At 45.2% G+C, this 4,909-nt stretch carries 3 protein-coding genes and 2 pseudogenes; 1 reads left to right on the top strand and 4 read right to left on the bottom strand.

The window, feature by feature from the left end; genetic code table 11:
• The 4 genes and pseudogenes from RMO79_RS21705 to RMO79_RS21690 all read right to left on the bottom strand — a co-directional run.
• Positions 1 to 483, bottom strand: a pseudogene (locus RMO79_RS21705) (threonine--tRNA ligase); the annotation flags it as partial.
• A gap of 260 nt (positions 484 to 743) precedes the next feature.
• Positions 744 to 1,541: a thiazole synthase gene (locus tag RMO79_RS21700; RefSeq protein WP_295622263.1), complete on the bottom strand. Its 798-nt coding sequence runs from the start codon at positions 1,539 to 1,541 to the stop codon at positions 744 to 746.
• A 98-nt stretch (positions 1,542 to 1,639) separates the two neighbouring features.
• Positions 1,640 to 2,188 (bottom strand): glutathione S-transferase family protein, encoded by a 549-nt coding sequence (locus tag RMO79_RS21695; RefSeq protein WP_310485344.1) that lies wholly within the window; start codon positions 2,186 to 2,188, stop codon positions 1,640 to 1,642.
• A 159-nt stretch (positions 2,189 to 2,347) separates the two neighbouring features.
• Entirely contained in the window at positions 2,348 to 3,757 is a 1,410-nt protein-coding gene (locus RMO79_RS21690; protein ID WP_310485343.1) for a CmpA/NrtA family ABC transporter substrate-binding protein, read from the bottom strand.
• Positions 3,758 to 4,050: 293 nt separating this feature from the next.
• Between RMO79_RS21690 and dusB the strand changes: the two are divergent.
• A pseudogene (dusB, locus tag RMO79_RS21685) lies at positions 4,051 to 4,875 on the top strand (tRNA dihydrouridine synthase DusB); the annotation flags it as partial.
• Positions 4,876 to 4,909 lie beyond the last annotated feature (34 nt).

The raw sequence follows: 4,909 nt of genomic DNA, 5'->3' as shown, positions 1-4,909 counted from the left end.
CCCACGCCAATATGCACCCGCTACAGCTTCCAGTTTAAAAGCTTTGGGATGCAAATCGCCAGTATTTTCGACATGCGGCCCCGCGCACAAATCCCACCACTTATCACCCAAGTGATAGAAGGTAATTGGTTCTTGCAATCCAGCGAGGATTTCTAACTTGTAAGGTTCGTTGAGCGCGGAAATCTTCGCATCAGCATCCGCCTTGGTGACTTCTTCGCGAATCACAGGTAATTTCTGATTGATGATTTTGATCATCTCTCGTTGAATTGACTTCAGATCCTTGTCTGTAAAGGCATCAGGGCTGTCAAAATCGTAGTAGAACCCATTTTCGATCCACGGGCCGATCGTTACCAGAGCCTTGGGAAACAGCTTCTGTACCGCCATCGCCATCACATGGGAGGTGGTGTGTCTAATTTTTTTGAGGGTTTCCGATTCGCTGGTTTTAGGTAGATGGATTTTCTCTGGCTGTTCGGCGTTAGACATGGCTATCCCTGGCAAAATTTAATACTCACAGCAGCGACACTAAACTCAATCGCGATCGCTGTTAGATCTATTTTACCCAGGAATCTGCACCGATAGCTGGGATCGGGACTTAGGCGCAGCAATGCTCATTTTAAAACTATGACGCTATTTTATCGCTTCAATCTTGACGATCGGTGACGACAGAATGCGGGTTGTGGGAGTTTTATTTTTAAAAACCAGCATCAGATCTAGCCTCAATTTCGATCGTCGCCAATTGCTGCTTACGAGTTAATCGTCCCGGTTTGGGGCGAACTGGCGATCGCAATTTTGGCAACGGGAATTCGCCCAGCCAAGTAGCTCAATCGTCCGGCAACGGCGGCTAAACCCATTGCCTGAGCCATCATCGGGGCATTCTCCGCACAGGCGATCGCGGTATTAATTAACAGGGCATCCGCGCCGATTTCCATCGCTTGAGCGGCTTCGCTGGGGGTACCGATGCCCGCATCGACGACGACGGGGACTTTGGCGTTTTCGATAATAATCTGAATATTAGCAAGGTTTCTAATCCCCTGTCCCGATCCGATCGGCGAACCCAAGGGCATAACTGTCACGCATCCGGCTTCTTCTAGCCGCTTGGCTAGTATTGGATCGGCGTTAATATAGGGAAGTACGGCAAACCCTTCTTTGACGAGCTGCTCGGCTGCCTGGAGGGTACCGATCGGATCTGGCAACAAATATTTACCTTCGGGAATAACTTCTAATTTGACAAAGTTATTATCTTCTTGTCCTAATAATTTTGCCATTTCTCGACCCAATCGCGCCACCCGCACGGCATCTTCGGCAGTTTGACAGCCAGCAGTATTGGGCAACATCCAGATTTTAGACCAATCGATCGCTTCTGCCAAGCCTTCATGTCCAGCGGCTTTGGTTTGCACTCGTCGTACGGCGACGGTAACAATTTCGCAACCGCTGGCGATAATGCTCTGTTGCATTTGCTCGATGCTGCGATATTTCCCGGTACCCGTCATCAGCCGCGAGTTAAAGCTTTTACCTGCAATAATTAATGGTCGATCGGTCATGAATAGTGAATAGTGAATAGTGGATAGCGAAAAGTGCGTTCTTGAGGTTCCCCCAAGTAAAGCACCTTTTCAAGACAGTGGATGGCGATCGACTAATGTTAGGACATTCCTATTTTACAAGCAGGACGATCGGACATCGCTTGAATATAATTAACTACGGCTGGATATGCTGATAAATCTAACCTGAGCATCAAGGGGATGTAGATTAAAATCGCACCTACAGTCACATCGACAACGCTAAATCGATCGCCTAATAGATAGGTATGTTTGCTTAATATCTCATTCAATGGAGCCATTAATTTAGGCAACTCTTTGGCTCGACTTGCTTCGACAAAAATTCCAGTTGCGAGGGTTGAGTTAGCAAATAATGTCCATTGAGCGACGATCGCTTGTTGTTCTATAGATAGTGTCTCACCGCTGTATTTTTGATGTAAATATAGCAAAATTGCACCAGATTCAAATAGAGCTAAATCTCCATCAACTATCGTCGGGACTTTACCAAAAGGATTTAATTTCAAAAACGCTGGTTTAAGATGTTCTCCTACTGACATATCTAGCAGAATAAATTCGTAAGGAATCCCTAATTCTTCTAAATACCACCGCACGATCGAAGCTCGACTTCGTGCGCCACCATATAGTTTAATCATCTTATTTATTTACCATTTATAATTAGCATGGGAGCGGGGAGTAAGAAGTAAGGAATATAATAATTACTGCTAAAGCCAACCACTGTCTTGAAAAGGTGCTTTACTTGGGGGAACCCCAAGAACGCACTTTTCGCTATTCACTATTTCCTATTCCCTAAATTATGCCCGAAGTTCAAACCCATTTAAATATTCCATTGGTTTGTTAGGGTCGAAAGCAATACGATCGACAAACATTTCTGGCTGTTCGATTTTTAATTGACCTTTGGGCATATTTAACCAAAATGCTTTAGCAACAGCAGCATAACCTTCAACTGGATATAACTGTTTAATTATACCATCTGCATTTTTGGGATAGTCGGTTAATTTTTGTTGATTCCAGCGTACCATTTGAGTCAGCACCCAGACGGCATGAGAGTGCCAGAGAAAGTTGGCATGGTTTGGCGATTGTAGATATTTGGTCGATTGAAAGTGAAAGATTTGAAAGTCAGAAACTTTTTGAACTTGGGGTTTAGCATCAAATCCGCCATAATTATAGCTACCTGCAAGAATTTTTTGCCAATTTTTATTAGTGCCAGGATTTGTATATTCAGATTTACCTAAAATTGGTGCGAGTGCGGTAACATTTTCTTGGTTGTCGCAGAACTGACAAGCTTCTAATACTGCTGCCATTAATGCTTTCGCAGTAATCGGATTTTCTTTGAGCCAAGTATCGAGACTGGCGAGAATTTTTTCGGGATGTCCTTGCCAAATATCTCGATCGAGCGAGGCGGTAAAGGCTTTTTTATCGGCAAGTGTTTGTTGGTTGAAAAATTCATCGGTGGCATAGCCGACTACTTTGCCACTTTCTAATCCTGCGGTAATATCTTGGGGTGCTAAAACTTTAATTTTCACATCGCGTTCGGCATCGATACCCATCGTCCCCAGCCAATATCTGGTCGTATAATTTGCCATCGCAGCAGGATGGGCGATCGCAAATTCTGGGGGTGTTTTGAGTTCGCGAAAAAACTTATTATAACCTTCTTGAAACTCACCCAGACTATTATAAGCTTGGCGAGATCGCAATCCAGCTTTCCAGGCAGTTTCACTCAAGCTGATACTATTACCATTGATATTTAAACCCATCAAGGCAACTGTATTCGCATTAGCTTTACTTTTACTTTCTTCGCGCTCTTTTTGCCGTCTGCGGCGGTTCGATCGAGAAGTATTTTCCTCTTGCTCCTGCGACTTGCTCTCTTTACTACTAAAATATTCCCAGAGCGGCATCGCAAACAAAGTTTGGACGGCATCTAATTTACCGCTGTGTAATTCCTCTTGTCCTTTATCCCACGTCGGTTGTTTCACCAGTGTGACATTCAAGCCATACTTTTTGAACATCCCTTTCTCTTTAGCGACTACTAACGGTAGACAGTCCAAACTAGAAACAATCCCAATCTGGAGATCGGTTTTTTCTAACTTCCCAAAGTTGGCTGCTGGCTGAGTAAAGTGAGTGCTACCTTGATTAGTACAAGCAGCAAAGGTCAAACCTGCGGCGGTGAGAGTACTATATTGCAGAAATTGGCGACGCTTCATTCAAGAATTGATAATTGATAATTGCGGCTCTCGCACGCCCTGGTTTCCCGACGGTTTAGCGGCGTTTTTATGTCTAGGGTTCCCCCCGAATAAGAAAACGACAAGACAGAGAGACAAGACAGATAATTGATAATTACCTTCGTTATGTTGAATTCTACAGGATGCGGTGACTTTTTAGGGTTTTGGTGATTAGTGGATAGTGGATAGTGAATAGAGTTAAACAGTCCCCTAGTCTCCTCATCCCCCCGTCTCCCCGTCCCCCCGTCCCCCAGTCCCCTCGTCCCCACACTCCCTTGAACCTCACCACTCCCCTCAAAATCGGCTCTCTCCAGCTCCACAGCCGTGTTTTTCAATCTCCCTTGTCTGGAGTTACCGACCTGGTTTTTCGTCGCTTGGTGCGGCGATATGCCCCCAATTCGATGATGTATACCGAGATGGTGCAGGCATCGAGCTTGAGACATCTCAAGGAAATACCGCGCATTATGGAAATCGATGCTAACGAACGTCCGATTAGTATCCAGTTATTCGATTGTCGCCCCGATTTTCTGGGAGAAGCGGCTCAGATTGCTGTAGAGCAAGGCGCACAGACAATCGATATCAATATGGGGTGTCCGGTTAATAAAATCACCAAAAATGGTGGCGGTTCGTCATTATTGCGAGATCCAGATACGGCTGTCGCGATCGTCAAAGCGGTCGTTAATGCTGTTAATATACCAGTGACGGTAAAAACGCGAATCGGTTGGTCGGATGATGAAATTAATATTCTAGATTTTGCCCAGCGGATGCAGGATGCTGGCGCGCAAATGCTTACAGTTCACGCTCGTACTCGCGCTCAAGGCTACAATGGTACGGCTAATTGGGACTGGATTCGGCGAGTAAAAGAAGTATTATCGATTCCCATTATTGCTAATGGCGATATTTTTTCGGTAGAGTCGGCTGTCGCTTGTCTGAAGCAAACCGGAGCAGATGGGGTGATGTGTTCGCGCGGTACCCTCGGCTACCCGTTTCTCGTCGGTGAAATCGACCATTTTCTCAATACGGGCGAACTATTACCATCGCCAGGTGCGATCGCCAGTTTAGAATGTGCTAAAGAACTTTTACAATACTTGTACTTATTCTAAGGCGATCGTGGCTTTTTTCAAGCTCGCAAAC

Source organism: Chamaesiphon sp. VAR_48_metabat_403, assembly GCF_031422475.1.
GTDB lineage: Bacteria > Cyanobacteriota > Cyanobacteriia > Cyanobacteriales > Chamaesiphonaceae > Chamaesiphon.
The sequence above is the reverse complement of the archived record's forward strand: the minus strand, read 5'-3'. Positions and strand labels throughout refer to the sequence as shown.

Coding starts and splice junctions, on each gene's coding strand:
- RMO79_RS21700 (WP_295622263.1), bottom strand. CDS start 1,541: ATGACCGATCGACCATTAATTATTGCAGGTAAAAGCTTTAACTCGCGG.
- RMO79_RS21695 (WP_310485344.1), bottom strand. CDS start 2,188: ATGATTAAACTATATGGTGGCGCACGAAGTCGAGCTTCGATCGTGCGG.
- RMO79_RS21690 (WP_310485343.1), bottom strand. CDS start 3,757: ATGAAGCGTCGCCAATTTCTGCAATATAGTACTCTCACCGCCGCAGGT.